The sequence below is a fragment of the Kocuria nitroreducens genome, from assembly GCF_042879195.1.
Classification (GTDB): domain Bacteria; phylum Actinomycetota; class Actinomycetes; order Actinomycetales; family Micrococcaceae; genus Kocuria; species Kocuria nitroreducens.
Genome location: NZ_JBHZTC010000025.1, coordinates 1 through 25007, shown reverse-complemented (window position 1 = coordinate 25007; position 25007 = coordinate 1). Strand labels below are relative to the sequence as shown.

26 protein-coding genes and 2 riboswitches are annotated in these 25007 nt (G+C 72.8%); of the genes, 15 read left to right on the top strand and 11 right to left on the bottom strand.

The genetic code is table 11. The features are described from left to right. The first annotated feature begins 7 nt into the window (after positions 1-7). Both ACFYE1_RS15265 and ACFYE1_RS15260 read left to right on the top strand, forming a co-directional pair. On the top strand, positions 8-943 hold the full coding sequence (locus tag ACFYE1_RS15265) for a 3-methyladenine DNA glycosylase (RefSeq protein WP_387744659.1): 936 nt from the start codon (positions 8-10) through the stop codon (positions 941-943). Beyond that, positions 940-1314 (top strand): Rieske 2Fe-2S domain-containing protein, encoded by a 375-nt coding sequence (locus tag ACFYE1_RS15260; RefSeq protein ID WP_387744656.1) that lies wholly within the window; start codon positions 940-942, stop codon positions 1312-1314. The genes ACFYE1_RS15265 and ACFYE1_RS15260 overlap by 4 nt, the downstream gene beginning before the upstream one ends. 7 nt (positions 1315-1321) lie before the next feature. Here ACFYE1_RS15260 and ACFYE1_RS15255 read toward each other — a convergent pair whose 3' ends face one another. The 3 genes from ACFYE1_RS15255 to ACFYE1_RS15245 form a co-directional block, all read right to left on the bottom strand. Beyond that, positions 1322-1936 carry a helix-turn-helix domain-containing protein gene (locus ACFYE1_RS15255; protein ID WP_387744653.1) on the bottom strand — a complete coding sequence of 205 codons (615 nt, stop codon included), beginning with the start codon at positions 1934-1936 and terminating at the stop codon, positions 1322-1324. 167 nt (positions 1937-2103) lie between these two features. Further along, positions 2104-2943: an SDR family oxidoreductase gene (locus ACFYE1_RS15250; protein WP_387744650.1), complete on the bottom strand. Its 840-nt coding sequence runs from the start codon at positions 2941-2943 to the stop codon at positions 2104-2106. A gap of 215 nt (positions 2944-3158) precedes the next feature. Then, a complete protein-coding gene (locus ACFYE1_RS15245; RefSeq protein WP_387744647.1) occupies positions 3159-3650 on the bottom strand; it encodes a hypothetical protein in 492 nt (163 codons plus the stop codon). Between the two features lie 169 nt (positions 3651-3819). Here ACFYE1_RS15245 and purS point away from each other — a divergent pair, with 169 nt between their 5' ends. The 5 genes from purS (at position 3820) to cls (ending at position 9324) form a co-directional block, all read left to right on the top strand. Beyond that, positions 3820-4083: a phosphoribosylformylglycinamidine synthase subunit PurS gene (gene purS / locus ACFYE1_RS15240; protein ID WP_387744644.1), complete on the top strand. Its 264-nt coding sequence runs from the start codon at positions 3820-3822 to the stop codon at positions 4081-4083. Between the two features lie 2 nt (positions 4084-4085). Then, positions 4086-4880: a phosphoribosylformylglycinamidine synthase subunit PurQ gene (gene purQ, locus ACFYE1_RS15235; RefSeq protein WP_387744641.1), complete on the top strand. Its 795-nt coding sequence runs from the start codon at positions 4086-4088 to the stop codon at positions 4878-4880. 17 nt (positions 4881-4897) lie between these two features. Continuing rightward, positions 4898-7195, top strand: a complete 2298-nt coding sequence (gene purL / locus ACFYE1_RS15230; protein WP_387744638.1) for a phosphoribosylformylglycinamidine synthase subunit PurL — start codon at positions 4898-4900, stop codon at positions 7193-7195. A gap of 85 nt (positions 7196-7280) precedes the next feature. Next, complete coding sequence (locus tag ACFYE1_RS15225) at positions 7281-7799, top strand: GNAT family N-acetyltransferase (RefSeq protein WP_387744635.1); 519 nt, start codon at positions 7281-7283, stop codon at positions 7797-7799. A gap of 31 nt (positions 7800-7830) precedes the next feature. After that, positions 7831-9324, top strand: a complete 1494-nt coding sequence (gene cls, locus ACFYE1_RS15220; RefSeq protein ID WP_387744633.1) for a cardiolipin synthase — start codon at positions 7831-7833, stop codon at positions 9322-9324. A gap of 16 nt (positions 9325-9340) precedes the next feature. On the opposite strand, the gene ACFYE1_RS15215 is transcribed toward cls, so the two are convergent. From ACFYE1_RS15215 to ACFYE1_RS15200, 4 genes are all read right to left on the bottom strand, one after another. Further along, positions 9341-10147 (bottom strand): anti-sigma factor, encoded by an 807-nt coding sequence (locus ACFYE1_RS15215; RefSeq protein ID WP_387744630.1) that lies wholly within the window; start codon positions 10145-10147, stop codon positions 9341-9343. Next, positions 10131-10694: an RNA polymerase sigma factor gene (locus tag ACFYE1_RS15210; RefSeq protein WP_387744627.1), complete on the bottom strand. Its 564-nt coding sequence runs from the start codon at positions 10692-10694 to the stop codon at positions 10131-10133. The genes ACFYE1_RS15215 and ACFYE1_RS15210 overlap by 17 nt, the downstream gene beginning before the upstream one ends. A 129-nt stretch (positions 10695-10823) precedes the next feature. After that, positions 10824-11510, bottom strand: coding sequence for a class F sortase (locus ACFYE1_RS15205; protein WP_387744624.1), 687 nt, complete (start codon positions 11508-11510; stop codon positions 10824-10826). 101 nt (positions 11511-11611) lie between these two features. Further along, positions 11612-12430 (bottom strand): DUF4397 domain-containing protein, encoded by an 819-nt coding sequence (locus ACFYE1_RS15200; RefSeq protein ID WP_387744621.1) that lies wholly within the window; start codon positions 12428-12430, stop codon positions 11612-11614. Positions 12431-12643: 213 nt separating this feature from the next. Between ACFYE1_RS15200 and ACFYE1_RS15195 the strand changes: the two genes are divergently transcribed. Further along, positions 12644-13390, top strand: coding sequence for an SDR family NAD(P)-dependent oxidoreductase (locus ACFYE1_RS15195; RefSeq protein WP_387744618.1), 747 nt, complete (start codon positions 12644-12646; stop codon positions 13388-13390). A 39-nt stretch (positions 13391-13429) separates the two neighbouring features. On the opposite strand, the gene ACFYE1_RS15190 is transcribed toward ACFYE1_RS15195, so the two are convergent. Continuing rightward, complete coding sequence (locus tag ACFYE1_RS15190; protein ID WP_387744615.1) at positions 13430-13648, bottom strand: hypothetical protein; 219 nt, start codon at positions 13646-13648, stop codon at positions 13430-13432. A gap of 161 nt (positions 13649-13809) precedes the next feature. Here ACFYE1_RS15190 and ACFYE1_RS15185 point away from each other — a divergent pair, with 161 nt between their 5' ends. Then, entirely contained in the window at positions 13810-14940 is a 1131-nt protein-coding gene (locus ACFYE1_RS15185) for a baeRF2 domain-containing protein (protein ID WP_387744612.1), read from the top strand. A gap of 124 nt (positions 14941-15064) precedes the next feature. Here ACFYE1_RS15185 and ACFYE1_RS15180 read toward each other — a convergent pair whose 3' ends face one another. The 3 genes from ACFYE1_RS15180 to ACFYE1_RS15170 all read right to left on the bottom strand — a co-directional run bounded on the left by ACFYE1_RS15180 (position 15065) and on the right by ACFYE1_RS15170 (position 17990). Next, positions 15065-16483, bottom strand: coding sequence for an LLM class flavin-dependent oxidoreductase (locus ACFYE1_RS15180; protein ID WP_387744609.1), 1419 nt, complete (start codon positions 16481-16483; stop codon positions 15065-15067). A gap of 77 nt (positions 16484-16560) precedes the next feature. Beyond that, positions 16561-16675: riboswitch (SAM riboswitch) on the bottom strand. A gap of 82 nt (positions 16676-16757) precedes the next feature. Further along, on the bottom strand, positions 16758-17222 hold the full coding sequence (locus ACFYE1_RS15175; protein ID WP_387744607.1) for a CoA-binding protein: 465 nt from the start codon (positions 17220-17222) through the stop codon (positions 16758-16760). A gap of 90 nt (positions 17223-17312) precedes the next feature. Continuing rightward, the gene (locus tag ACFYE1_RS15170; protein ID WP_387744604.1) at positions 17313-17990 is read right to left on the bottom strand and encodes a maleylpyruvate isomerase N-terminal domain-containing protein; all 678 of its coding nucleotides are present in this window, start codon (positions 17988-17990) and stop codon (positions 17313-17315) included. 106 nt (positions 17991-18096) lie between these two features. Then, positions 18097-18201: riboswitch (SAM riboswitch) on the top strand. A gap of 5 nt (positions 18202-18206) precedes the next feature. On the opposite strand from ACFYE1_RS15170, the gene ACFYE1_RS15165 reads away from it, so the two are divergent. From ACFYE1_RS15165 to ACFYE1_RS15140, 6 genes are all read left to right on the top strand, one after another. Continuing rightward, positions 18207-19031 (top strand): ABC transporter ATP-binding protein, encoded by an 825-nt coding sequence (locus ACFYE1_RS15165; protein WP_387744601.1) that lies wholly within the window; start codon positions 18207-18209, stop codon positions 19029-19031. Positions 19032-19120: 89 nt separating this feature from the next. After that, positions 19121-20164, top strand: coding sequence for an aliphatic sulfonate ABC transporter substrate-binding protein (locus ACFYE1_RS15160; protein ID WP_387744598.1), 1044 nt, complete (start codon positions 19121-19123; stop codon positions 20162-20164). An 83-nt stretch (positions 20165-20247) separates the two neighbouring features. Next, entirely contained in the window at positions 20248-20991 is a 744-nt protein-coding gene (locus ACFYE1_RS15155) for an ABC transporter permease (protein WP_387744719.1), read from the top strand. Between the two features lie 101 nt (positions 20992-21092). Then, entirely contained in the window at positions 21093-23219 is a 2127-nt protein-coding gene (locus ACFYE1_RS15150; protein WP_449274642.1) for an AMP-binding protein, read from the top strand. Positions 23220-23275: 56 nt separating this feature from the next. After that, positions 23276-24034: a succinate dehydrogenase gene (locus ACFYE1_RS15145; protein ID WP_387744592.1), complete on the top strand. Its 759-nt coding sequence runs from the start codon at positions 23276-23278 to the stop codon at positions 24032-24034. 79 nt (positions 24035-24113) lie between these two features. Then, entirely contained in the window at positions 24114-24836 is a 723-nt protein-coding gene (locus ACFYE1_RS15140) for a 2Fe-2S iron-sulfur cluster-binding protein (RefSeq protein WP_387744589.1), read from the top strand. The last annotated feature ends 171 nt before the right edge of the window (positions 24837-25007 follow it).

The following is a 25007-nucleotide window of genomic DNA, read 5'->3' as shown; positions in this document are numbered from 1 at the left end:
GGGTCCGGTGACCCGCCCCGTCGTCGTCCTGTCCCACGACGAGTGGGCGCCGCGGGCGCACGCCCACGAGCAGCGCGCGGCGCGCTACGCGGACCCGTTCGTGGCCCGCCGCCATCGCGGGCAGAAGCACCCGGTCGAGGACTTCCTGTTCACCTACTACACGCTCAAGCCGGCGCAGCTGAAGCGCTGGCACCCCGGGGCGGGCACCGTGCTGCTGGACGCCGCCGAGCGGGTCCGGGAGAAGTCCTACCGCCCGCTCACCGGCCCCGAGCTCGCAGCCCTCGGCCTCTCCGCCCGGGACGGGGCCGTGGCCGTCGACGACGGCGCCGTCCGGGACCGGCGGGCGCCCGCGATCGATTTCGCCCGGGCGGTGCTGGGCGCGCACGCGGGCAACCCGGGCTTCTTCGGCTGCTTCGGCCTCCACGAGTGGGCGATGGCCTACCGCTCGGAGGCCAACGACCTCCGCCACGAGCAGCTCGAGCTGCGGCTCGGGGCGGCGGGCACGGACGCCGTCGTGGAGTCCGCCAGGATCCGGTGCACCCACTTCGACGCGTACCGGTTCTTCCAGCCGCAGGCCGTGCCGCTGAACGAGCTGCAGCCCACCCGGGAGTCCCAGCGCCGGATGGAGCAGCCGGGCTGCCTGCACGCCACCATGGACCTCTACAAGTGGGCGTACAAGCTCGTCCCGGCGATCCCGTCCGAGCTGCTAATGGACTGCTTCGTGCTGGCGTGGGACGTGCGGGAGACGGACATGCAGGCGGCGCCCTACGACCTCGCCGGCTGGGGCTACGAGCCCGTGCGGATCGAGACCCCCGAGGGCAAGGCCGAGTACGTGCGCCGGCAGCGGGAGTTCGCCCGCCGCGCAGAGCCGCTGCGCCACCGGCTCGGCGCGGCGCTCGAGGTCCTCGACCCGTCCCACGCCACCGACGGGGCGGCGGCGTGACCGATCCCGGCGAGTCCGCCGGAGGCTGGGAACGGATCGTGGCGGTCTCCGCCGTGCCGGACCCGCTCGACTTCGTGACCGCTCCCTCCAGCACGGGACAGGTGGTCGTCACCCGCGATGCCGGGGGTGCCCTGCACGTGCTGCGCAACACCTGCACGCACCAGCAGGCCACCGTGTGCCGGGAGGCGACCGGGCGCGCCGAGACGTTCGAGTGCCCCAACCACTTCTGGGTCTTCGCCCCCGACGGACGCTTCGTGGGATCCCGTCTGGCCCTGGCCGCCGGCCGGGAGGCACCGCCGGATCCGGCCAAGGACCTCCGGGCGGCGGCGGTCGACGTGGTCGACGGCTGGGTCGTGGCCCGCTTCGTCTGAGCCGGGATCAGCCCGGAGCAGGGGCGCCGTCGTCGTCGGAACGCCGCCGCCCCGCGAGCCAGGCCTGGACGTCGGACCGCCGGACCCGGCGGTGGCTGCCCCGGTACTGCACGGGTAGGACGCCCTCTGTGGTGAGGTTGCGCAGGTACGTGGCCGAGATCCCGGCGAGCGCGGCCGCCTGAGAGGTGGTCAGCAGGTCCTCCGGGGAGGTGGAGGCAGCCCCGTCCTCCCCGTGGCGCGCGAGCCAGGCCTGGACGTCCGAGCGCCGGACCCGGCGGTGGCTGCCCCGGTACTGCACGGGGAGGACGCCCTCGGTGGTGAGGTTGCGCAGGTACGTGGCCGAGATCCCGGCGAGCGCGGCCGCCTGCGACGTGGTGAGCAGATCCTCGGAGTCCGTCGGCGGCTCCGCGCCGGACGTCACCGCGGCGGACGTCACCGTGACGGTCTCCCCGCGGGTCAGCCGGGACAGGAGGTCAAGGACGGCGTCGCGCGCCCCCTCCGGCAGGCGCAGCGAGGTGCCGTCCACGAAGACCGTCACGTCCCGGGCCTCGAGGGCGTCCGCCAGCCGCTCGGCCTCCCGGCCGCTGAGTCCGGGGGTGGTCGTCGCAGGGTGCTGGGTCATGGGCTCATTGTTCCAGCACCGCCCGACGTCCTCCTGCCGTCCCTCCTCGCTCCCTCCGCCGCACTCTTCGCGCCGAACTCACCGCTGCGCCGGGCACTGTGGCACTCGGGCACTGTTCTCGGGCGGAAGCGGTGGGTTCGGCGGGGGCCCGGGACGGGGACTCGGGGTCAGAGGATCGGCTTGCCCCCGGTCACGGCGACCCGCGACCCGGAGATGTAGCTGCCGTCGTCCGAGGCCAGCAGCACGTAGACGGGTGCGAGCTCGGCGGGCCGGCCGGCGCGGCCCAGGGGGACGTCGTCGCCGAAGGACCCCACCTTCTCCGGGGGCATGGTGGCGGGGATCAGCGGCGTCCAGATCGGGCCCGGCGCCACGCTGTTGACCCGGATGCCCTTCTCCCCCAGCATCTGCGCGAGCCCGGCGGAGAAGTTCGCGACCGCGGCCTTCGTGGCCGCGTAAGGCGCCAGCTGCGGGGACGGCTGGTCCGACTGCACCGAGGAGCTGCCGATGATCGAGGACCCCGGGGCCATGTGCGGCACCGCGGCCTTGGTGAGGTGGAACATGGCGCCGACGTTGAGCCGGAACGTGTAGTCCCACTCCTCGTCGCTGATCTCGTCGAGGCTGTCGTGGCTCATCTGGTAGGCGGCGTTGGAGACGAGCACGTCGAGCCGGCCGAACTCCTGCACGGCCTTCTCGACGACGGCCCGGCAGTGGGCCGGGTCCGAGAGGTCTCCGCGGACCAGGACGGCCCTGCGCCCGGCCTCCTCGATCCAGCGGGCGGTGTCCTGGGCGTCGTCGTCCTCCTCGAGGTAGGCGATCAGGACGTCGGCGCCCTCCCGGGCGTAGGCGATCGCGGCGGCGCGGCCGATGCCGCTGTCCCCGCCGGTGACGATCGCGGCCTTGCCCTCGAGCTTGCCGGAGCCGCGGTAGCTCTGCTCGCCGCAGTCCGGGACGGGGGTCATCTCGGCCTGGACGCCGGGGACCTCCTGCTGCTGTTCTGGCTGGCTCATGGCGTGGGTCCTTCCGTGGGCGGGGTTCCGGTCGGTGCACGCGCCGCTCACCGAACTCACCCGATGATCAGCACGCTGTTCACTTTAGGTGCTCGGATCAGGGTTGTCGCGCCCCGTTCCCTCGCCGAAGCCACCGCGACGCCCCTCCACGGCGGCACGAATGCGCCGCTCTCGGAAAGACCGGTGCGTTCGGCGCGGCGGACGGCGGCCCGGGCTCAGGTCGTCCCGTGCCGCCAGCCGAGGACGGCGAGCCACAGCAGCACCCCGGCCAGGCCCATCGTCCCGGGGACGAGCACGGGAGACGGCCCGACGGCCCCGCTGGTCGCCGCCCACAGCTGGGCCGCGCCCGACATCGAGTCCCAGACCTCGGCGTACCGCGGGTCCAGCGGACCGGCCCGCAGGTTGGCCAGGACGTGCTCGTAGACGCCGTAGGCACTTCCGAGCACGGAGACGGCCGCGGCGACCCGCACACTGCGGGCCGTCCCGGTGGTGCGCCGCACCAGCCACGCCACGGCGCCGAGCAGCAGCACGGCCAGGACCGCCCAGGGCACCAGCTGGGCGGGCCCCTGCCAGTGCCGCAGCATCGCCAGCTCGGTCAGCGCACCGAGGACGGTGCCGATCCCCACGAGCGTCAGGACCCGGCGGTAGACGGGGACGAGCCGCGCGTCGTCGGCGTCCACCGCTGCGGGCCCCGGTGCGGTGCTCATGGCACCTCGGTCTACCGGACGCGCCTTGGAGAACTCCGGGAGACCGGCCGGTGACCCGTACCACACCTGCCGGGCGGTCCGGGCGCGGCACGACCGGTGTGCCCGGACCGATAGAATGGCTGTCGTTCGCCGGATCCCGGCCCGCTGCTCGACCCTCAGGAGTTCTTCGATGGCCCGCATTGTTGTCGACGTCATGCCCAAGCCCGAGATCCTTGACCCGCAGGGCAAGGCGATCGCCAACGAACTGCCCCGCATCGGCCTGGACGGCTTCACCGGTGTCCGGCAGGGCAAGCGCTTCGAGCTGACCGTCGACGGCGAGGCCACGGAGGACGCGCTGGCCCAGGCCCGCGAGGCCGCCGTGAAGCTGCTCTCCAACCCCGTCATCGAGGACGTCGTGCGCGTGGCCGTGCTCGACGAGACCGAGGTGAACTGAGCATGCCCGGCCTCGAGACCCCTCTGATCGCGGACCTCTCCGCTCCCGCGCCGGACACCGAGCTCGCCGGCGCGCGCGTCGGCGTCGTGACCTTCCCCGGCACCCTCGACGACCGCGACGCGGCGCGGGCCGTCGTGCTCGCCGGCGGCAGCCCGGTCCCCCTCTGGTACGCCGACGAGGACCTGCAGGACGTCGACGCCGTGATCCTGCCCGGCGGCTTCTCCTACGGCGACTACCTGCGCGCCGGGGCCATCGCCCGGTTCGCGCCGATCATGGACCGGATCATCGAGGGCGCGAACGCCGCGGGCACCTCGGGGTCGGCCCCGCTGCCGGTCCTCGGGATCTGCAACGGCTTCCAGATGCTCACCGAGTCGCACCTGCTGCCGGGCTCGATGATCAAGAACGAGCGCCTGAAGTTCCTGTGCCAGGACCAGCGCCTGCGCGTGGAGAACGCCACGACCGTGTGGACCACGGAGTTCGGGCAGGGCCAGGAGATCGTGGTCCCGCTCAAGAACCAGGACGGCCAGTACGTGGCCGACGAGCGGACCCTCGACGCCCTCGAGGCGGAGGGCCGTGTGGTGTTCCGCTACGTCGGGGGCAACCCCAACGGCTCCCGCCGGGACATCGCCGGGATCTGCAACGCCGGCGGCAACGTGGTGGGCCTCATGCCGCACCCGGAGCACGCGGTCGAGCCGGGCTTCGGCGCGGACTCCTCGGCCTCCGGCGAGGTCGGCATGCGCGACGGCACGGACGGGCTGGGCCTGTTCGTCTCCGCCCTCAAGACACTGGTCAAGTAAGGGACACCGAGCACTCCATGAGCGACAAGCACTTCAACCTGGACACCGTCGAGCACGCGACGGCCACCCCCGACACCGGGCTGCCCTGGGCCGAACTGGGCCTCAAGGACAACGAGTTCGAGGAGATCAAGAAGATTCTCGGCCGCCGGCCCACCGCGGCGGAGCTGGCGATGTACTCGGTCATGTGGTCCGAGCACTGCTCCTACAAGTCCTCCAAGGTCCACCTGCGCCAGTTCGGCGAGAAGGTTACCGAGGAGATGAAGAAGGACCTGCTGGTCGGCATCGGCGAGAACGCCGGAGTCACCGACCTCGGGGACGGCTGGGCCGTGACCTTCAAGATCGAGTCCCACAACCACCCGTCCTACGTGGAGCCCTACCAGGGCGCCGCCACGGGCGTCGGCGGGATCGTGCGCGACATCATCTCGATGGGCGCCCGGCCCGTGGCCGTCATGGACCCGCTGCGCTTCGGGGCGATCGACCACCCGGACACGGCGCGCGTGGTCCACGGCGTGGTGGCGGGCGTGGGCGGCTACGGCAACTCCCTGGGTCTGCCCAACGTGGGCGGGGAGGTCGTGTTCGACTCCTGCTACCAGGGCAACCCGCTCGTCAACGCGCTCGCCGTGGGCGTGATGCGCCACGAGGACATCCGCCTCGCCAACGCCTCCGGCGTGGGCAACAAGGTGGTGCTGTTCGGTGCCCGCACCGGCGGCGACGGCATCGGGGGCGCCTCCGTGCTCGCCTCGGAGTCCTTCGACGACGCCAAGCCGTCGAAGCGGCCGGCCGTCCAGGTGGGCGACCCGTTCGCGGAGAAGGTGCTCATCGAGTGCTGCCTGGAGCTGTTCAAGGGCTCCCTCGTGGAGGGCATCCAGGACCTCGGGGCCGCGGGCATCTCGTGCGCCACCTCGGAGCTGGCCTCCAACGGCGAGGGCGGCATGCACGTGGACCTGACCCAGGTGCTCCTGCGCGACCCCACCCTCACCCCGGGCGAGATCCTCATGTCGGAGTCCCAGGAGCGCATGATGGCGGTCGTGACCCCCGAGAAGGCCACCGCCTTCGAGGCCGTGATGGACAAGTGGGACGTCGAGCACTCCTGGATCGGCGAGGTCACCGGCACCGGCCGGCTCGTGATCGAGTGGGACGACGAGGTCATCGTCGACGTCGACCCCCGCACGGTCGCCCACGAGGGCCCCGTCTACGACCGGCCCTACACCCGCCCCGCGGACCAGGACCGGCTGCAGGCGGACCACTTCTCCGGCTCGCCCGCCGATGCCGGCCGGCCCTCCGGCGCCGAGCTGCGCAACGCCGTCCTGGAGCTCATGGCCTCGCCCAACCTGTGCGCCAAGGACTGGGTCACCGACCAGTACGACCGCTACGTGCAGGGCAACACCGCCATGGCCATGCCCGACGACGCCGGGGTGGTCCGCGTGGACGAGGAGACCGGCCTCGGCGTGGCCCTGTCCACCGACTGCAACGGCCGCTACGCCTACCTGGACCCGTACGCCGGCGCGCAGCTGGCCCTGGCCGAGGCCTACCGCAACGTGGCGACCTCCGGCGCCCGCCCCGCGGCCGTCTCCGACTGCCTGAACTTCGGCTCCCCCGAGGACCCCGAGACCATGTGGCAGTTCGCCGAGGCCGTGCGCGGGCTCGCCGACGGCTGCCGGCAGCTGGGGGTGCCCGTGACGGGCGGCAACGTGTCCCTCTACAACCAGACCGGCGGTGTGGCGATCCACCCGACGCCCGTGGTGGCGATGCTGGGCGTGCTCGACGACGTCCGGCGGCGCACGCCGTCGGGCTGGCGCGAGGACGGCCAGGCGATCTACCTTCTCGGGACCACCCAGGACGAGCTGGACGGCTCCGAGTGGGCGAACCTGCGCGGGCACCTCGGCGGGCTCCCCCCGGCCGTGGACCTCGCCCAGGAGAAGCTGCTCGGCGACCTGCTGATCAACATGTCCCGGGACGGCATGATCGACGCCGCGCACGACGTCGCCGAGGGCGGCCTCGCGGCCACCCTTGCCGAGATGGCGCTGCGCTTCGACACCGGTGCGCGGATCGGGCTGGGCGAGGTGTGCGAGCGGGACGGCGTGGATCTGTTCACCATGCTCTTCTCCGAGACCCAGGGACGGGCCGTGGTGGCCGTGCCGCGCAGCGAGGAGGTCCGCTTCAAGGACATGTGCACCATGCGCGCCTATCCGCACACGCGGATCGGCGTGGTGGACACCGAGAACCGCGCGCTCGACGTGCAGAGCGAGTTCGGCATCGACCTGGACGAGCTGCGCACCGCGCACGAGGGCACGCTGCCGAAGCACTTCGGCTGATCCCCCCGGGGGCGGGTCCCCGACACCCGCCCCCGGATCCATCCCTCTACCGTCGGCACTCCCGCCCGCAGAAAGCAGCACCAGCATGACCGAGGAACTCGAGGCCCAGCGCCCCGCACCCGTCCTGGAGACGGAACGCCTCCTGCTCCGGCCCTTCACCGCCGAGGAGCTCGACGCCGTGGCGGCCGGCGAGCACGCGGCCCACTTCGCCCACGGCTTCCCGACCGCCGAGGACATGGACTTCGCCCGCGAGTCCCTCCTGGCCGGGGGCTACTTCTTCACGGAGTCCGCGTACGCGCGCCTGGCCATCGTGGAGAAGTCGAGCGGAGAGATCGTCGGCACGGCCGGCTTCGTGGGTCCCCCGATCGACGACGAGCTCGAGATCGTGGGGTCCCTGTCCGCGAACCGCCGGAACCGGGGCTACGCGCAGGAGGGCATGGCCGCGCTGCTGGGTGTGGCGTTCGTGGACCCCGCCGTCACGGGGGTGCGCGCCAGCGTGCCCGGGGGCAACGCCCCGGCCGAGCAGGTGCTCATCGCCGCGGGCTTCGTCCACCGCGAGACCACCGGCCCGGAGACCGACTACGTCCTGCCGCGCCCCGCGTAGCCCGCGCCACCGCGGAACCTAGACTGGCGAGGTGACCCAGGCCCTGTTCCCCTTCAGCGGCATCCCCGCGCACTTCCTCCCGGAGGCCGCGACGCTCGTCGTGCTGGTGCTCGGTCTGGTGATCAACCTGGTGGCCCTGGGCTGGATCCCCCACAACCGGAGGCCCTCCGTGGCCCTGGCCTGGCTGCTCGCGATCTTCCTGCTGCCGTATCTGGGGATCCTGCTGTTCCTGGCCATCGGCTCCGCCAAGCTGCCGAAGAAGCGGATGGCCATGCAGGCGAAGATGAACGACGTCATCCGCGAGAACACCCCGGACTTCCACATCATGGGCAACACCGACGAGCTGCTGCCCGAGTGGGTCAGCTCCACCGCGTCCCTGAACTACAAGCTCGGCGCCCTGCCCATGGTCGGCGGCAACTCCTTCGAGATCCACACCGACAACCACGAGGCCATGCGGAGCATGGCGGACGCGGTGGACCGGGCGCAGGACTACGTCCACTTCGAGTTCTACATCGTGGCCATCGACGACGCCTCGCGCCCCCTGCTGGAGGCCCTCGTGCGCGCCCACCGGCGGGGAGTGCGGGTGCGGGTGCTCATCGACCACCTGGGCTCCGTGGGCTACCCGGGGTACCGGCAGATGATCAGGCGCTTCGACGAGGCCGGGCTGCCGTGGCAGCGCATGCTGCCCGTCCGGCCGTGGAAGGGCGAGTGGCAGCGGCCCGACCTGCGCAACCACCGCAAGATCCTCGTGGTCGACGGGAGCTCCGCGTGGACCGGTTCGCAGAACATCATCCACCGCTCCTACAACAAGCGCCGGAACCGCCGGAAGGGCCTCGAATGGAAGGACCTGATGCTCGAGTGCACCGGTCCCGTGGTCGCCGAGCTCAACGCCCTGTTCACGAGCGACTGGTACTCCGAGACCGGCGACCTCCTGCTCGACGAGGCCGCCCGCGATCTTCCGGTCACCCAGGGACCGGTCTTCGCCCAGGTCGTGCCCTCCGGTCCCGGGTTCGAGACGGAGAACAACCTCCGCCTGTTCAACCACCTGATCTACAACGCCAACGAGCAGATCGTCATCGCCAGCCCGTACTTCGTGCCGGACGAGTCGCTGATGCACGCGCTGACCACCGAGGCCCACTCCGGGGTGGACGTGCAGCTGTTCGTGGGCGAGACCTCGGACCACGTCCTCGCCTACCACGCCCAGAACTCGTACTACCAGGAACTCGTCGAGGCCGGCGTGAAGATCTACCGGTACCGCGCCCCCACCGTGCTGCACGCCAAGTTCGTGCTCGTGGACGACTACGTGTCCGTGATCGGCTCCTCCAACATGGACGAACGCTCCTTCGCCCTGGACCTCGAGGTCTCGGTCTTCATCGCGGACCGCGACTTCCGGCGGCGGATGGACGCCGTGGTCGCCGAGTTCCACGAGGCCAGCACCCTGCTGGACTTCGACGCCTGGAACCGGCGGCCGCTGTGGCACAAGTACGCCGACAACGTGGCCCGTCTGACCTCGGCCCTGCTCTGAGGACGCCGGCCCGCGCTCAGACCTCCAGGACCCCGCGCACGATCGAGTCCCCCGAGTGCGTCGGGTCGCCGTCGATCGGCTCGTTCGAGACGTCCACGACCGGGAACTCCCCGACGTCCAGGTTCTCGGGCAGCACGAACACGCCCTCCTCCCCGGCCATCACGCCCAGGCTCACCATCCGCTGCGCGTCGGGGGCGAGCAGCCAGACCTCCTTGAACCCGTCCACGTCGGCGGGATCGGTCCGCACCACCAGCTGACGGGACCCGTCCGGGCGCTCGTCCACCTCGGCCGAGCCGCGGGCGGTGTAGCCGGCCAGGGGCTCCAGCTCGGCGGTGGCCAGCACCGTGGGCTCCGGCTCCAGGCCCAGCCGCTGCGCGCCCCAGACCGAGACCCCGCCCACGAGCAGCGCCGCGGCGGCCGCCGCGGCGGCCAGCGGGTACGGCACCCCGCGCCGGGGCCTGCGCCGGCGCGCGTCGAGCTCGACGACGGTCGCCCCGCCGGACCCCGCGCCGTCGCCCGCCGTCGTGCTGTCCGCGGGACCCGTGGCGTCCTGTGCGGCGTCCGCGGCGTCGCCGCGGACGCCGGCGAGCGGGTCGGCCGCGACCGCGTCGGAGAGGCCCAGCTCGGCGTGGATCGCGGCCCAGACCCCGGGACCGGGGGCCGTCAGGACGGGCGCCTCGGCTCGGCCGGCGCGCACCACCCGCTGCAGGGACGCGAGCTCGGCCGCGCAGTCGGGGCAGGCGGCGACGTGCTCCTGGCTCCGGGGGTCTCCGGCCTCACCCAGAGCCAGGAGCGTCAGCGTCTCCTCACTCAGGTGTGCCATGACCGTCTCCCAATCGTGTCCGTAGGTTCGTGAGGCCGCGCCTCAGGTGGCTCTTGACCGTGCCAAGGGGCAGGTCCAGCTGCCGTGCGATCTGCTGGTGCGTGAGTTCCTCGTAGAAGGCCAGCGCCAGGATCGTCGACCGGGGCGGCCCGAGCCGCTCGACCTCCGCCCGCACCACGAGCCGGTCCACCAGCAGGTCCGACTCCTCGTGCCGCGGCTCCCGGTCGGTGCGCACCGCGTCCGCCCGGCGCCGCTCCGCCTCGCGGCCTGCGGTCCTCGCGGCATCGGCGATGCAGTTGCGCGCGATGCCGATGAGCCAGGCGGGGGCCGAGGAGTGCTCGGGCCGGTAGCCGGAGCGGTACTTCCACGCCCGGATGAAGACCTCCTGCACCACGTCGTCCGCCGCCGCGTCGTCGCGCAGGGCCCGGACGGCGAGACCCCGGACGACCCCGGCGCAGTGCCGGTACGCGGCACTCAGCGCCTGCTCGTCCCCCGCGGCGAACGCGGTGTCGAGCTCGGGTCCCCATTCCGGGGGCGGCGTCGGCATCGTGGAAGGGCTCCTCGTGGGCCGGAGGTCACGGTGGCGGGCGACCGGTGGGTGCCCCGGCGTCCGCGTCGTGCCCAGCCTAGTGGACACCGGCCATCCGGTCATGCGCCCCTCGCCTCCCTCAGCCGCTCAGGGCACCGGGACGGCCCTCAGCACCACGTTGTCCTCGTAGTCCCCGATCTCCTCGAGCCACTCCCCGCCGCACGTCACGAGGTGGAGCGCCGGCTCGCCGGTGCGGCGGAACAGGTCCGCCTCCGCGAGGGACTTCTTGTGCACGTGCTCGACGGACTCGGTGCGGTAGCGCTGGACGCTGCCGTCCGCGCGCTCCACCCGGACCTCCGCCCCGACCGGCACGTCCTGCAGCCGCGCCATCGGCGTGACCTCGGTGAGGGTGTCGACGTGGCCGGCGACGACCGCGGCGCCCTCCTCCGCCCCGGGGGACGGACCGTGCCGGTACCAGCCCAGCTCCACGTGGTTGTCCGGGATCGTCATGGCCCCGTTGTCCTCGACCCCCACCGGGACCACCGGCATGTCGATCGGGGACCCGTCCACGACCACCCGCACGGGGGCGGGGATCTTCTCGGCGGGCGCCTGGGTGGCCGGGGCGACCGGGATCTCCGCGGATGCCGCGGCGGACTGCGCCGGGCCCTCCGCGGAGACCGGACGGCCGAGGCCGGCGAGCGCCGGCGCCGCGTCCTCGCCCTGGTACGGTCCCGCCGCCAGGGAGGTCGCGGGCGGCGGTCCCCCGCTCTCCGGAAGAGCGGTGACGGCCGCCGCCGCGAGCAGGGCCACCGAGACGACCGCCCCGGCACCCACCGCCGCCAAACGACGACGACGGGTGCCGGGAGTTGTCGGTCCGGGTGCACGGTGGGCCGCAGCCTGCCGCGCACCCGGACCGTGCCTGTCAGGACGGCTCACTACCCGCGGTTCCCCGCAAGCACCCGGCGGGCCCCGAAGGCCGCGCCGATCAGTCCGAGCGCACCGGCGGCCGCGAGACCCGCGGTCAGCATCGTGCGCTGCTCCTGGGCCGCGAGCCCGGACTGGCCGCCGGGCACCGCCTCGGGCGCCTGCTCCATGCCCTCCAGGGTCTGGACGGCGAGGGCCAGGTTCCCGGCCTCGAGGGAGCCCCACGCGTACACGATGTTGTGGGTGCCCTCGGCCAGCTGGAGATCGGCCGGGCCGATGACCGGCTCGGTGGTGCCCGCGGCGGCCACGGACGCCGAGACCGTGCCCGCGTCGACCGGGAGGGTCTCCTCGTTCGGGTTCTCGAGCCCGGTGATGATCGCCTGGTCGCCCGCGAGGACGTCCACGGCCGGGGCGGCGGCCACGTGCCGGACGGTCAGGTGCGACTTCCCGGCCTCGATCTCGGACATGTCGTTGGTGAACAGGGCGGCCGTCGGGCTGCCCTCGGCGTCGAGGTGGGCCGCGGCCGTGTAGCTCATGCCGGTCTGCAGGTCCGCGGTGACGGGCCCGATGATCGGCTCCGAGGCGTCGGCGGCGTCGGGGGCCGTGATGGCCAGGTCGTAGCTGCCGGCGGGCAGCTCGAGCGGGCCGGCCAGGGTGCCCGGCGCGAAGTCGTCGAGGGTGAGCTCCCCGTTGACGTAGACGTCCACGACGGTGTCGGGCACACCGTGGAGCACGGACAGCTCCGCGTGCTCGGCGGCGAACGCCGGGCTCATGCTGAGGGCACCGGCACCCAGGCCGAGGACTGCTGCGGCGGAAAGAGTCTTGCGCATGGTAACTGCTCCTTGAACGGGCTCCCTGGCGGAAGCGGAATCGACCTTGCACCCGTACTACTGCCGTGGACCCCTCCGTGGATGCAGCAGGTCACATTTTTTCCGAGAACTTTTCCGCGCCCGTTCCGCACCACAATGAAGAGGGCTGCGCCAGGGCTCGCGCGGCCCGCGGGAGCACCCGCCCGAGCACGTATCGCACTCCCAGGAGGAACCGTGGACACCCACCGCTTCACCGGCAGGACCGCCGTCGTCACCGGGGCGGGTTCGGGCATCGGGCGCGCCACAGCGCTGCGGCTGGCCGCCGAAGGGGCCACCGTGGTGGTGGTCGACCGGTCGGCGCGCCGGCTGGAGGCCCTGGTGGCGGACGAGCCGCGCCTGCCGCTCTTCCCCGTGCTCGCGGACCTCACGGACGAGGACGCGGCGGGCCGCGTGCTGGCGGCCACCGAGGGCCGGCTCGACGTGCTGGTCAACAACGGCGGGATCATGGACCGCTTCGAGTCCGTCGCGGAGGTCGACGACGCGACGTGGGACCGGGTCTTCGCCGTCAACGTCGGCTCCGTCATGCGGCTGACCCGCGCGGCCATCCCGCTGCTGCGGGTCTCCGGACGAGGAGCGGTCGTCAACGTGACGTCCGAGGCGTCCCTGCGCGGCTCCGCCGCGGGCGCGGCCTACACCGCCTCCCAGCACGCGCTGGCCGGGCTGACGAAGAGCACCGCTCTCATGCACGCGGCGGACGGCATCCGCACCAACGCGGTCGCCCCCGGCGCCACGGACACGGGCGACCGGGCGCCCATGGGCTCCGACCTCTTCCCCGGGCGGATGGCGGGGTTCCTGCAGAACATCCCCTACACGGCCGCGCCCGAACAGGTCGCCGCCGTCATCGTCTTCCTCGCGAGCGACGACGCCTCCAACGTCAACGGCGTGATCATGCCCTCGGACGGCGGCTGGTCCGCCGTGTGACGGCCGTGCGAGGGTTCGTGCCCTCGCACGGCCCGCGGCTCACTCCTCCTCGAGCGTGGAGGTCTCCTGCGGCTCGTCGAGGACGACCTCCTGGTCCTGCTCCACGAGGTCGTCGGGATTGGCCTCGAGGGAGGACGCCTCCGAGCGGTCGGGCGTGTGCACCGGAGCCTCGTCGTCCTGGTCGTCCAGCTCCGGCGGCTCGGCGTCGATCGACTGCTCGAGCCGGTCGGCCTCGTCGTACTCGGGTACGTCGCTCATGGATGCCTCCTGCGTCGTGGGGACCAGCGGGATGGCCGGTCGTGCGACCGGTCGTGTGCCTCCGACCCTACTCGTCCGGGCGTCGGTTCCCACCCCTCTGGTGGTCGGATAACGTGGTCTGCACCACAGGAAGCACCGCTCAACAGCAGGAGTTGTCGATCATGACGAGCCGATTCCACCGCTACGCCGAACTGTTCAAGAGCGCCGGCCCCTGGTGCACCGTCTACACGGACATCAGCACCGGCACCGTCGACTCGCTGCACGCCATCGACGTCCTTCCCGAGAACATCTGCCGAGAGCTGGAGCAGCAGGGCGCGAGCAAGGCCGATCTGGCCGCTGTGGAGGCCGCCGTGCGCCCGGCCGAGGGCGTGCCGGACCCGGTGTGCCGCTACCTGCTGGTGCGCGGCGGCACCGTGGAGATCGACGAGGTCCTCCCCGGTCCCCGGGCCGGCCGCGGTGTCGTCCAGGTGGAGGACGTCCCCGACCTCACTCCCCTGTTCCGGCACCGGCCGGACGACTTCCCCTACGTGGTCGCCGAGGTGGGCCGGGACGGGGGCGAGATCTGCCTGCAGCGCGCCAGCAGCGTCCGGTCCGTGGACGAGCAGCAGATCGAGGGCGAGACCGAGCACCTGAAGAAGTTCCCCGGGGGCGGCTGGTCGCAGGCACGCTGGCAGCGGCACACCGAGGACGTGTGGCGGCGCAACACCGAGCAGGTGGCCGAGCAGATCGACAAGGTCGTCGCTGAGAGCGGGGCGCAGCTCGTGGTCCTGGCCGGGGACCTGCGGGCCCGCAGCCTGGTCGAGGAGCAGCTGTCCAAGGCGTCCCGGGCGATGCTGAGCGTCGTCGACGCCAACACCCGCGCGGAGGGCAGCCAGTCCGCCGACTTCGACCACCAGGTCGAGGAGCGCGTGGCGGAGGTCGTGGCCCACCGTCAGCAGGATCTGCTCGAGCGGCTCGCCGAGCAGCAGGGGCGGGCCGACCCGACCGCCGTCTCGGGGATGGAGCCTGTCGTCTCGGCCCTGCAGCAGGCCCAGGCGGAGACGCTGCTCATCGACGACACCCACCTCGACACGGAGCAGGAGCTCATCGCCCTGGACGCCGAGCCGTGGATCGCCGTCCAGGAGTCGGAGGCCGTGGGCGCCGGCGTGCTCGGCCGGGTCTCCGCCGACGCCGCGCTGGTGCGCGCCGCGGTGCTGACCGACGGCCGCCCCGTCTTCGTGCCACCGGGGGCGCTGCCCCACGGCACGGACGTGGCTGCCCTGCTGCGCTGGAGCGCCGCACCGGCGTCCTGACCGGGACCGGAGGAGGCCCCCCCGTTGCGGGGGCCTCCTCCGGTCCCTGCCCGGGGACCATCGCGCCGGTGCCCGGGCCTCCGGCGGCGCCGGGGGATCAGGCGCCGGGATCAGGGAACGGGCGTCAGAGGACCGGTTCGCGGGCGGGGGTGTCCGCGGCGGACGGCCGCCCCTCGTAGGCACCCCGGTACGCGGCGGCGGGGTGGGTGCCGAGCACCTTGGCCCGGCCCGCGCCGTAGAGGTTCTCCCGCAGCGTGGTGCCCTCGTACCCGGTCCGGTAGCGGCCGCGCTTCTGCAGCTCCGGCACGACCCACTCCACGAAGTCCTCGAACGAGCCCGGGGACACGTGGTAGGCCAGGTTGATGCCGTCCAGCCCGCCGTCGTCGATCCACCGCTCCAGCTCGTCCGCCACGGTCTGCGGGGAGCCGACGACGGGCACGCCCATGCCGCCCATCGAGATGTGCTTCGCGACCTCCTTGACCGTCCACTTCTTGTGGGGGTCGGCCGTGGTGAACGGGGTCAGGAAGGACTGGATCGAGTCGGTCTTGATGTACTCCAGGACGTCGTTCTCGTCGTACCGGCCCAGGTCCACGCCGGACCAGCCGCCCACGAGGCCCAGCGCGCCGTCGGCGTCCGCGTACCGCTCGTAGTCGCGGCGCTTCTGCTCGGCCTTCGCGTCGGTCTCGTCGACGATCACGTGCAGCATCGCGAAGATCTTGAGGTCGTCCCGGTCCCGGCCCTGGGCCTGCGCCTCGTCGCGCAGCTTGTCGGTGACCACGCGGGTCAGGTCCGGGCGGATGCCGCCCACGAACACCGCCTCCGCGTGGCGGCCGGCGAACGCGCGCCCCCGGGACGAGGCACCGGCCTGGAAGATCAGCGGCGTGCGCTGCGGGGACGGCTCGGTCAGCCCGATGCCGGGGACGTCGAAGTACTTGCCGTGGTGCTGGATGGGGTGGACGAGCGCCGGGTCGGCGAAGACCCCGCCGGCCCGGTCGCGTTTGACCGCGCCGTCCTCCCAGGAGCCCTCCCAGAGCTTGTAGCAGACCTCCATGAACTCCTCGGCGATCTCGTAGCGCTCGTCGTGGGAGATCTGCTCGGTCAGCCCGTGGTTCTCGGCGGCGGACCTCAGGTAGGACGTCACCACGTTGAAGCCCATCCGGCCCTTCGTCAGGTGGTCGAGGGTCGCGAACTTCCGGGCGAGCGGATACGGCTGCTCATAGGTGATCGCGCTGGTCACGCCGAAACCGAGGTGCTTCGTCACCGCCGCCATCGCGGAGATCTGCATGAAGGGGTCGTTGACCGGGATCTGGGTGGCGTCCCGGATCACCGGGGCCGCGGAGTTCTGATAGACGTCGTAGTACCCGACGACGTCCGCGAGGAACAGCGCGTCGAAGAGCCCCTTCTCCAGGACCTGGGCGACGTCCGTCCAGTACTCGATCGTGTTGTACTCGTCCGCCCGGGAGCGGGGGTGCTTCCACAGGCCGGGGGCCTGGTGGCCCACACAGGTCATGTCGAAGGCGTTCAGGGCGATGCGCTTGCTCAAGGGTGGTCCTCCCGGGTCGATGCCGACCCGCGCCCGTGCGTCGTGGAGACCTGCCCGCGGGTCCGACGCACTGGTGGGCGCCGTACTTGCCACGGAGCACGTGCACCGCGGCCCGATGTTCATCTGGGGCACCCCGCTACGGGAGAGGGTTGCCGCCCGACCAGCCAGAGCTTCGCGTCGGGACTCGTCATCGTCGTCGCAGGTCAGTTTAGCGGGTCGCTCCGGACCCCGTGCAACCCCCGTGCGGCCCCGGCCGCACCGGGACGGTGTCCGCTCAGGCGGGTGGGGCGAGCGGCGGGGTCCGGTCCGGGTCCACGGTCCAGCCCCGCCGGAGCATGGAGCGGAGCTCGATCAGGGGGCAGGTGTCCATGACCACGTCCAGACCGGCCCGCTCCGCCCGGGCGGCCGCGGACTCGTCGACGACGCCCAGCTGCAGCCACACCGCCGCGGCACCCGCGGCGATGGCCTGGTCCACGACCGCGCCGACGCGGCGGGAGTTGACGAAGCAGTCCACCACGTCGATCGGCCGGGGCACCTCGGCGAGCGTGCGGTAGCCGGGCTCGCCGTGCACCGGCTCGCCCTTCGGGTTCACCGGGACGATCGTCATGCCGAGGTCGTCGCGGATCTGCCGGGCGACCGAGTGGGCCGGGCGGGCCGTGTTGCCGGTGAGTCCCACCACGGCCCACCGGCCGGGCCGGGTCATGAGGCGGTCGATGACGGCGGGGTCGTTGCGGGTCATGGCACCAGCCTGGCACGGAACCCGCACCCGCCCCCTGCCCTCTTCCGCGCGGTGGCACCGTGACGGTCACCGCACGGAAGGCGGGAGGGGTCAGGAGAAGAGCGGCAGGAGGTCCGCGTGCGCGCCCAGCTCCGCGCGCTCCTGGGCGGTCAGCTCCGCACGGCCGGTGCCCACGCGGGCGAAGTGCTCGTCGCTCCAGTGCTCGAGCGGTTCCCGCTCCCACAGGTCGGTGAGGATGCGCCGGACCTCGGCGAGCCCGTCCACGGCGGGGCCCGGGGAGCCGTCCAGGTGCTGGATCAGGTCCAGGTGGTGCACCGTGGCCTCCACCGCGAGGGTGCTCAGCAGGTCCTCGACGCGCAGCACGTGCCCTTGGGTGCGGACCGCGCCGCCGCCGCAGTGCTCCGCCGCGTGCACGAGCGCCCGGGCGGTCTCTCGGTGGAGCTCTCGCACCGGATCCCAGTCCAGGACCATGGAAGCGGCCACGCGGGTGCGGCGCCGGTCCTCGGCGGCCCCCGCGGGGTCGCCGTCCCGGTCGGTCCAGTAGGTCGCGGCGTCCCGGTCGGGGCGGGCGGTCGTGGGCGTGTGCAGGGCGACCAGCCCCCGCAGCGCGTCCATCGCGCAGTGGTGGGTGAGGTCCCGGACCGACCACCCCGTGCACCCCGTGGCGGCCCAGGAGTCGTCGTCGCCGAGCCCGTCGAGGACCGCGCCGAACGCCACGCAGGCGTCGCGCACCAGGTCCGCCCGGGCCGGGGTTCTGCGGCTCGTCATGGGTCCATGGTGGGGCACGCAGGGCTCCTGTGCCAGCGATCTGTCACGGCGACCACGGATGCGCCGGATTTGCCAGGGGACGCGCCGAGGACGTTCAATGGGCCCGTAACCATCCGGAGCGGCTGAGAGACCTGGCTCGTCGACGTCGCAGCAACCGGCACGGATCCGTCTGATCCTCCGTGCGAGGTGCTAATGCCAGGACCGATGGAGTTGATCATGAGCACTTCTCTGCGGAGCCCTGTGCCGTCCACCACCTCGAAGCGCGCCTTCTCCGTGGTGTTCGAGCACGTCGGCAAGGCGTTCCCGTCCGGCGGCGAGACGCACCACGTCCTGCGGGACGTCGACGTGACGGCCCTGCCCGGCGAGGTCCTGGCGATCCTCGGACCCTCGGGGTGCGGCAAGTCCACCCTGCTGCGTGCGGCGGCGGGACTCGACACCGCCTCGGCGGGCCGGGTGCTCATCGACGGCACCCCCGTGTCCGGGATCGACCCGCGCTGCGCGGTCGCCTTCCAGGAGCCGCGCCTGCTGCCGTGGCGCTCCGTGCGCGAGAACGTCCGCCTGGGCCTGCCCCGCGGGCTCCCCCGGGGCGAGGGGGACGCCGTCGTCGACGACCTGCTGCGCCTGGTCGGCCTCACCGCGCACGCGGGTCACCGTCCCCGCGCGATCTCCGGCGGCATGGCCCAGCGCGCGTCCCTGGCCCGGGCCCTGGCCCGCAACCCCGGGGTCCTGCTGCTCGACGAGCCCTTCGGCGCGCTCGACGCCCTGACCCGGCTGAAGATGCAGGACCTCCTGCTCACGATCCACGCCGCCCAGCCCACCACCGTCCTGCTCGTCACCCACGACGTCGACGAGGCGCTGCAGCTCGCGGACCGGATCGTGGTCCTGGGCCGGACCGGGCCCACCGCTCCCGCCTCGATCAGCACGATCCTCACCGTCCCCGGGGAGCGTCCCCGGGACCGGGCCTCCGAGGTCCTGGCGGAGCTGCGCGTGCAGCTCCTCGGCCACCTCGGCGTCGACACCCACCACTCCGCGACCCGCTGACGCGGCCCGCTCCGTCTCTCCGCCCCGGGCCGGCCCCGGCGCCCACCCGCGCCGCCCGGCACCGTCCACCTCCTCCGAAAGGCTCCGCCATGCCCCTGCCCCAGCGTTCCGTCCGCACGATCCCCGCGCTCGCCGCCGCCCTGGCCCTGGGCCTGACCGGGTGCATGGCCGGTGAGGGCTCCGGCGAGGCGCCGTCGGAGGCGGCCGGGAACGGCACCGTCCGCGTGGACTGGGCCACCTACAACCCGCTGTCCGTGGTGATCAAGGAGAAGGGCTGGCTCGAGACCGCGTTCGCCGAGGAGGGCATCGAGGTGGAGTGGGTGCAGTCCGCCGGGTCGAACAAGGCCAACGAGGCGCTGCGGGCGGAGGCGGTGGACATCGGCTCCACGGCGGGCTCCGCGGCGCTGCTGGCCCGCAGCAACGGCACCCCGATCCAGGTGATCGACCTCTACTCGCAGCCGGAGTGGTCCGCCCTGGTCACCACCGCAGGAAGCGGGATCGAGGAGGTCGCGGACCTCGAGGGCCGTACCGTGGCCGCGACCAAGGGCACCGATCCGTACTTCTTCCTGCTCCAGGCCCTCGACGAGGCCGGGGTGGACGCCGGCGACGTCACGATCCAGAACCTGCAGCACGCCGACGGCCGCGCCGCCCTGGAGAACGGCCAGGTGGACGCCTGGTCCGGGCTCGACCCGATCATGGCCGCCGCGGAGGAGAACGGCGCGGAGCTGTTCTACCGCAACGTCGACTTCAACACGTACGGCTTCCTCAACGCCCACGAGACCTTCCTCGAGGAGCAGCCCGAGGCCGCCCAGACCGTGGTGGACGTCTACGCCTACGCCCGGGAGTGGGCGCAGGAGAACACCGCGGAGACCGCGCAGCTGCTCGCCGAGGCGGCCGGGATCGAGCTGTCCGTGGCCGAGAAGGTGCTCGAGCGCACGAACCTGGACATCGACCACGTGCCCGGCGGCGAGCAGCTGGCGGTCCTCGAGAAGGTCGGGCCGATCTTCGTCGAGTCCGACGACGTGGCCGACCAGGAGCAGATCGACGAGGCGCTCGGGAGCATCGTGGAGAGCTCCTACGCAGAGAACGCCGACGCCTCCCGCGCGGCGGAGCTGGTCGGGGGCCAGGAGTGACGCAGTCGCTGCCATCTGCCGAGGACACGGAGCACATCGACGACTCACCCGCCCCCGCGGCGGCGGCTTCCCGGCGGCGGCCGCTGCTGCGCACCGGACTGGGCCTGCTGCTGCCCGCGGCGCTGCTGGTGCTGTGGCACGTCCTGTCCACCGCCGGGGTCTTCAGCGCCGTGCAGCTGCCGGCACCGCTCGCGGTGCTCGAGGCCGGGATCGGCCTCCTGTCCGGCGGGGACCTCTGGACCCACGTGGGCATCTCGACCCAGCGCGTGCTGATCGGCTTCCTGATCGGCGCCGGGCTGGGACTCGTGGCCGGGTCCTTCATCGGCCTCTCCCGGTGGGGGTCCACGCTGGTCGGCCCCACGATCGGGGCCTTCCGCGCGGTGCCGTCCCTGGCGTGGGTGCCGCTGCTGCTGCTGTGGATCGGCCTCGGCGAGGACTCCAAGGTCACGCTGGTGGCCATCGGCGCGTTCTTCCCCGTCTACACCACCGTCTCCGCCGCCCTGCAGCACGTGGACCGCAACCTCATCGAGGCGGCGCGGGCCTTCGGGATCCACGGGCTGCGCCTGCTCACCACGGTGCAGCTGCCGGCCGTCATGCCGTCGGTCATCTCGGGGCTGCGCCTCGCCCTGGCCCAGGCGTGGCTGTTCCTCGTGGCCGCCGAGCTGCTGGGGGCGTCCATGGGCCTGGGCTGGTTGCTCACCGACTCGCAGAACAACGGCCGGACCGACCGCCTGCTGCTGGCGATCGTCCTGCTCGCGGTGCTCGGCAAGGCCTCGGACGCGCTGCTGGGCGTGTTCGAGAAGTGGGCCGTCAAGAAATGGGCCTGACACGTGCGCCTGGCACAGTGGACCCGTCCGTGCGAGCACGACCTGCGCGGACAGGTCCTGGACGGACAGGACCTGCGCAGGCAGGAAAGGACCGCAGCACCGTGAGCCAGAGCTGGAGCAACCCCTCCTCCCCCACCCCGAACCCCGCGCTCGGATCCGACGAGGCCCGGATCGCGTTCTGGGTGGACCAGGCGTCCCGGCTGGACTGGGCCGAGCCGTGGAGCACCGCCCACCGGTTCGTGCGTCCCGAGCGCATCGGGACGGACGAGCAGGGCCGCCCCGCGTGGTCGGTCCCGGAGATCGCGTGGTTCGAGGGCGGGAGGCTCAACGTGGCCCACAACTGCGTGGACCGCCACGTCGAGGCCGGCCGCGGGGCCCACGTGGCCCTGTACTTCGAGGGCGAGCCCGGGGACCGGCTGGTCTACACCTACGCCGACCTGCAGCGGGAGGTCTCCCGCGCCGCCAACGCCCTGCTCGCGCTGGGCGTGGAGCAGGGCGACCGCGTGGTGATCTACCTCCCCGTCATCCCGGAGACCGTCATCATCACGCTGGCCTGCGCCCGCATCGGCGCGGTGCACTCCCTGGACTTCGGCGGGTTCTCCGCCGAGGCGCTGCGCTTCCGCGTCGAGGACACCGGCGCCAAGGTCCTGGTGACCACGGACGGACAGCACCGGCGCGGGGCCGTGGTGCCCGTGAAGGCCGTCGCCGACGAGGCCGCCGGCGGCGACAACGCGATCGAGCACGTCGTCGTCGTGCGCCGCACCTCGCGGCCGGGCCGCACGGACCTGCCGCGCGGCACCCGGGGCACGCACTCCAAGGAGGAGGACGCCGTCCCGTGGACGCGCGGACGGGACGTGTGGTGGCACGAGCTGATCGCCGAGCAGTCCGCCGTGCACGTGCCCGAGGCCTTCGACGCCGAGACGCCGCTGTTCATCATCTACACGTCGGGGACCACCGGGCGGCCCAAGGGCCTGGTGCACACCATGGGCGGCTACCTCGTCCAGGCCGCGTACACGCACGCCCTGCTCTTCGACCTGCTCCCGGACGTGCCCGACGACGAGGGGCACCTGCGCCCGGACGAGCTGGCCACGGTCAACGACCCCGCGAAGGTCGACGCCGCCGTGCACTGGTGCACCGCCGACCTCGCCTGGGTCACCGCGCACACCTACGAGATCTACGGTCCCCTGGTCAACGGCGTGTCCGAGGTGATCTACGAGGGCACCCCGAGCACCCCGCACTGGGGGCGGCACTTCGAGGTGATCGAGCGCTACGGCGTCACCACCTACTACACGGCGCCCACGCTGGTCCGCTCGCTCATGGGCGCGTTCCCGAGGGGCGTCCCGCCGCTCTACAACCTCAACTCGATCCGGCTGCTCGGCTCCGTGGGGGAGTCGATCAACCCCGAGGCCTGGCGCTGGCTGCGGGCGCAGCTGGGCCGGGACGAGGTGCCGTTCGTGGACACGTGGTGGCAGTCCGAGACCGGCGCCGCCGTGATGTCCCCCCGCCCGCACGACCCGCAGTTCGCGCCCCCGGGGACGTTCGACGACGGGGCGCCACGCACCGCGCTCAAGCCCGGTTGCGCGACCCGTGCGGTCCCCGGGATCTCGACCCGCGTGGTCGACGAGACCGGGGAGGCCGTCCCGCCCGGGGTGCAGGGCTTCGTGGTGGTGGACCGGACCGGTCCGTCGATGGCCCGCACCGTGTGGGGCGACCCGCAGCGCTACCTGTCCTCCTACTGGGAGGCCTACGCGGAGCAGGGGTGGTTCCTCGCCGGGGACGGCGCCCGCTACGACGAGGAGGGGGACATCTACATCCTCGGGCGGGTCGACGACGTCATCAACGTCTCCGGGCACCGGCTGTCCACCATCGAGATCGAGTCGGCACTCGTCACCCACCCGTGGGTGGTCGAGGCCGGCGCCGCGCCGGTGCGCGACGATCTGACCGGGCACGCCGTGCTCGCCTACGTGGTGCTGACGCCCGAGGCCGGGCGAGTCCCCGCTGACGAACTGACCGCGGTGCTGCGCGAGCACGTGGCGCACGAGATCGGGCCGATCGCCAAGCCACGGGCGGTCGTGGCGGTCCCGGACCTGCCGAAGACCCGGTCCGGGAAGATCACCCGGCGACTGCTCGCGCAGCTGTGGGAGGGAGCCCCGCTGGGCGACCGGTCCTCGCTGCAGAATGAGGAGGCGCTCGATCGCATCGCAGGTGTCCTGGCCGAACGGCAGTAGGCCCCCTCCGCAAGGACGTTGAGACTTGTGACTCCTCAGCCCGCACCGCCCCTAGGATGAATGCCGTGAACGACTCCCCCCGCCCCGCAGGCACCACCCGCTCCGTGCCGGACGGGCTGCTGCCCGCGGTGCCGAACGCCGACCTCAAGCTCGCGATGGCCGCCTCCGGCGCCCTGTTCTCGGGCTACGTGCTGGTGCACATGCTGGGCAACCTGAAGATCTACCAGGGCGAGGAGAAGTACAACGCCTACGCCGAGTTCCTCCGCACGGCCGGTGCTCCCGTGCTGCCGCGCGGCACTGTGCTCTGGGCGGCCCGCGCCGTGCTCGCCGCGGGCCTCGTCGTCCACGCGGGCGGCGCCGCGGTGCTGACCGCGCGGTCCTGGGCGGCGAACGGGACGCTGCTGCCGCGCACCGGCCGGCGCCCGCGGGGTCGCCGTCGCACCCCGTGGGCGGTGGCGAAGCGTTCGATGCGCAGCACGGGCGGCGTGCTCGGGCTGTTCACGGTCTTCCACGTCCTCGACCTGACCCTGGGCGCCCGGCCCGCCGCGGTCAGGGGCTTCGAGCACGGCAGCGCCCACGCCAACCTCGTGGCCAGCCTCTCCCGCCCGCCGGTGGCCGCCGCCTACGCCCTGTCCATGGCGGCACTGGCCGCCCACCTGGTGCACGGCATCCCGGAGATCGCCAACGACGTCGGCGTGACCGGTGACCGGCAGGCCCAGCGGCGGCTGCGGATCGCCGCGAACGCCTTCGGCGCCGCGGTGGCCGCCGGCAACACCACGATCCCGGTGGCCGTGCTGGCCCGCGCGGTCCGCTGAGCCCCGTGACCGCCCTTCCCCACCGGCGGGACGACCTTCTTCGAGACCACCTCCTTCGAGACGACAAGGACCCGAGCGAGTGAGCACCTTCTCCCTGACCGTGGACGTGTGGCGCCAGCCCTCCCCGGAGGAGCCGGGGGACTTCACGGCCTACGACGTCCCGGACGCGAGCCCGGACATGACCGTGCTCGAGCTGCTCGACCGGATCAACGCGCAGCTGGAGGCCGCCGGCGAGGACCCGGTGGTCTTCGACGACGGCTGCCGCGAGGGGATCTGCGGCAAGTGCGGGGTGACGGTCGACGGCGTGGCGCACGGCCCGGAGCGCAACGCCGCGAGCTGCATGCAGCACCTGGGGGCGTACCGGGACGGGGACCGCGTGCGCATCGAGCCGCTGCGGGCGTCGTCCTTCCCGGTGAAGCAGGACCTCTCCGTGGACAAGAAGGCGCTGCGCCTGGTGGCGAAGGCGGGCAAGTTCCCGGTGGCGATGAAGGCCCTGGCCAACGGCGGCTGCATCAGCTGCGGGGCGTGCGTCGCGTCCTGCCCGAACGGGTCCGGCCAGCTGTTCGTGGGCACGATGCTGCGGGAGCTGCCGCCCCTGGCGAAGGACGACGCCGAGCGCCGGGAGCGCTCCGCCAAGGTGATCGACGCGTCCGAGGAGCAGTTCGGGCCGTGCTCCCTGCTCGGCGACTGCGTGGAGGTCTGCCCGGCCGGGCTGCCGATCGAGAACCTCTCCGCGGTGGCGCAGGAGTTCCTGCGCAACCGTTTCCCGCGCAGGAGCCGGGACACGCCGAACCCCGGGTGATTCCGCGTGGCGTGCCTTGCCGCCCGGGGGTGCGACTGCTACCTTTCGGGCACGTCCCGAGAATCGTGAGGTGGATCACATGAGCGAGCGCTCCGGAAAGATCGTCCCCGAGCAGGGCCAGTACGATCAGGCGGCGGAGGAGGCTGGGCCTGACCGTTCTCCGGGGAGGAC

What these genes read in the sequence shown, in the direction of transcription:
- ACFYE1_RS15255 (WP_387744653.1), bottom strand. Translation starts at nt 1,936, where the DNA reads ATGACCCAGCACCCTGCGACGACCACCCCCGGACTCAGCGGCCGGGAG.
- ACFYE1_RS15250 (WP_387744650.1), bottom strand. Translation starts at nt 2,943, where the DNA reads ATGAGCCAGCCAGAACAGCAGCAGGAGGTCCCCGGCGTCCAGGCCGAG.
- ACFYE1_RS15245 (WP_387744647.1), bottom strand. Translation starts at nt 3,650, where the DNA reads ATGAGCACCGCACCGGGGCCCGCAGCGGTGGACGCCGACGACGCGCGG.
- purS (WP_387744644.1), top strand. Translation starts at nt 3,820, where the DNA reads ATGGCCCGCATTGTTGTCGACGTCATGCCCAAGCCCGAGATCCTTGAC.
- purQ (WP_387744641.1), top strand. Translation starts at nt 4,086, where the DNA reads ATGCCCGGCCTCGAGACCCCTCTGATCGCGGACCTCTCCGCTCCCGCG.
- purL (WP_387744638.1), top strand. Translation starts at nt 4,898, where the DNA reads ATGAGCGACAAGCACTTCAACCTGGACACCGTCGAGCACGCGACGGCC.
- ACFYE1_RS15225 (WP_387744635.1), top strand. Translation starts at nt 7,281, where the DNA reads ATGACCGAGGAACTCGAGGCCCAGCGCCCCGCACCCGTCCTGGAGACG.
- ACFYE1_RS15215 (WP_387744630.1), bottom strand. Translation starts at nt 10,147, where the DNA reads ATGGCACACCTGAGTGAGGAGACGCTGACGCTCCTGGCTCTGGGTGAG.
- ACFYE1_RS15210 (WP_387744627.1), bottom strand. Translation starts at nt 10,694, where the DNA reads ATGCCGACGCCGCCCCCGGAATGGGGACCCGAGCTCGACACCGCGTTC.
- ACFYE1_RS15200 (WP_387744621.1), bottom strand. Translation starts at nt 12,430, where the DNA reads ATGCGCAAGACTCTTTCCGCCGCAGCAGTCCTCGGCCTGGGTGCCGGT.
- ACFYE1_RS15190 (WP_387744615.1), bottom strand. Translation starts at nt 13,648, where the DNA reads ATGAGCGACGTACCCGAGTACGACGAGGCCGACCGGCTCGAGCAGTCG.
- ACFYE1_RS15185 (WP_387744612.1), top strand. Translation starts at nt 13,810, where the DNA reads ATGACGAGCCGATTCCACCGCTACGCCGAACTGTTCAAGAGCGCCGGC.
- ACFYE1_RS15175 (WP_387744607.1), bottom strand. Translation starts at nt 17,222, where the DNA reads ATGACCCGCAACGACCCCGCCGTCATCGACCGCCTCATGACCCGGCCC.
- ACFYE1_RS15170 (WP_387744604.1), bottom strand. Translation starts at nt 17,990, where the DNA reads ATGACGAGCCGCAGAACCCCGGCCCGGGCGGACCTGGTGCGCGACGCC.
- ACFYE1_RS15165 (WP_387744601.1), top strand. Translation starts at nt 18,207, where the DNA reads ATGAGCACTTCTCTGCGGAGCCCTGTGCCGTCCACCACCTCGAAGCGC.
- ACFYE1_RS15160 (WP_387744598.1), top strand. Translation starts at nt 19,121, where the DNA reads ATGCCCCTGCCCCAGCGTTCCGTCCGCACGATCCCCGCGCTCGCCGCC.
- ACFYE1_RS15145 (WP_387744592.1), top strand. Translation starts at nt 23,276, where the DNA reads ATGAATGCCGTGAACGACTCCCCCCGCCCCGCAGGCACCACCCGCTCC.